This window comes from Marinobacter sp., assembly GCF_033722735.1.
GTDB lineage: Bacteria > Pseudomonadota > Gammaproteobacteria > Pseudomonadales > Oleiphilaceae > Marinobacter.
The window spans coordinates 1-1,548 of the sequence record NZ_JAWVYN010000064.1; the positions used below are offsets into that span (position 1 = coordinate 1).

Sequence of the window (1,548 nt, forward strand, 5' to 3'; positions counted from 1 at the left end):
CATCAACCTGTTCGGCATGCCGCGATCGGTGCCGGTGGTGGGTGGTCTGGTGCTGACCCTGATGACCCTGCCCACCATCATCATTTCCAGCCGCGCCGCCATCAAGAGCGTGCCGCCATCCATCCGCGAGGCGGCGGAAGGCATCGGTGCGTCCAAGATGCAGGTGGTGCTGCATCACGTGCTGCCGCTGGCACTGCCCGGCATGTTGACCGGCTCCATCATCGGCATGGCGCAGGCCCTGGGCGAAACCGCGCCGCTGCTGCTGATCGGCATGGTGGCGTTCATTGTTGATGTGCCGTCCGGCTTTTTCGATTCCGCCACGGTGCTGCCGGTGCAGATATTCCTCTGGGCGGGCAGCCCGGAGCTGGCCTTTATTGAGCGCGCCTCAGCCGCCATCATGGTGCTGCTGGCGTTCCTGATCAGTATGAACGCGTTAGCCGTCTGGCTCCGCAAGCGCCTCGAGCGGCGTTGGTAAGGAGAAATTGTCATGAATACCATCAATCCTATTACGACAGCCGATACCGCCCGGCTCCAGGAAGGCGAGGCCTCCAAGCAACAGGAACGCACCGAAGATGGCGTGGTCTACGGCCAGACCGTGGGCAAGCCGTTCGCACAGAATGCCAAGTTCAGCCTGCGCGACGTGGAAGTGTTCTATGGCCAGACCCAGGCCATCAAGGGCATAAGCCTGGACATCGCCCGCAACGAGGTGATTTCCTTCATCGGTCCGTCAGGCTGTGGCAAATCCACCTTCCTGCGCTGTCTGAACCGGATGAACGACAGTATCGATATCTGCCGGGTCAAGGGTCGCCTGGAACTGGACGGCATGGACATCTACGACTCCAAGCGGGACGTGGTGGAGCTGCGGGCCCGGGTCGGCATGGTGTTCCAGAAGCCCAACCCCTTCCCCAAGTCCATCTACGACAACGTGGCCTACGGCCCCCGCATCCACGGCCTGGCCAACCGCAAGTCGGAACTGGACGACATGGTGGAGAACAGCCTGAAAAAGGCCGGCCTGTGGAATGAGGTCAAGGACCGTCTGGACACCCCCGGTACCGGGCTGTCCGGTGGTCAGCAGCAGCGTCTGTGCATTGCCCGCGCCATTGCCGTCAGCCCTGAGGTGGTGCTGATGGACGAACCCTGTTCGGCGCTGGACCCGATTGCCACCGCGCGCATCGAGGAGCTGATTTCAGAACTCTCCGAGAGCTACACTATTGTCATTGTGACTCACTCCATGCAGCAGGCTGCCCGGGTTTCCCACCGCACCGCCTACTTCCATCTCGGTCACCTGGTGGAGGTCAACGAGACCAACAAGGTCTTCACCTCGCCGGAGCATGAGCTGACAGAATCCTACATCACGGGCCGCTTCGGCTAAGCGGGCGTCGACGTCACACACTGGAGACAGAGCATGAAAAAAGATAAGGAAGACGTTTACGGCGATCACATATCGCACCAGTTCAACGACGACCTCGCCAGCCTCAAAGCCGACTTCCTCAAGATGGGCGGCATGGTGGAGCAGCAGGTCAACGACGCGGTCAATGCGCTGATCGA

General features: G+C 61.1%; 2 protein-coding genes. Both read left to right on the forward strand.

Translation table 11 applies throughout. The annotated features are described in order from the left end of the window. A partial coding sequence (locus R3175_RS18080; RefSeq protein WP_318945738.1) for a PstA family ABC transporter permease occupies positions 1-475 on the forward strand: 475 nt, incomplete at its 5' end. Between the two features lie 12 nt (positions 476-487). Then, complete coding sequence (gene pstB / locus R3175_RS18085; protein WP_318945739.1) at positions 488-1,372, forward strand: phosphate ABC transporter ATP-binding protein PstB; 885 nt, start codon at positions 488-490, stop codon at positions 1,370-1,372. The last annotated feature ends 176 nt before the right edge of the window (positions 1,373-1,548 follow it).

Excerpts from the sequence above, each read along its gene's own strand:
- pstB (WP_318945739.1), top strand. The coding sequence starts at position 488 with ATGAATACCATCAATCCTATTACGACAGCCGATACCGCCCGGCTCCAG.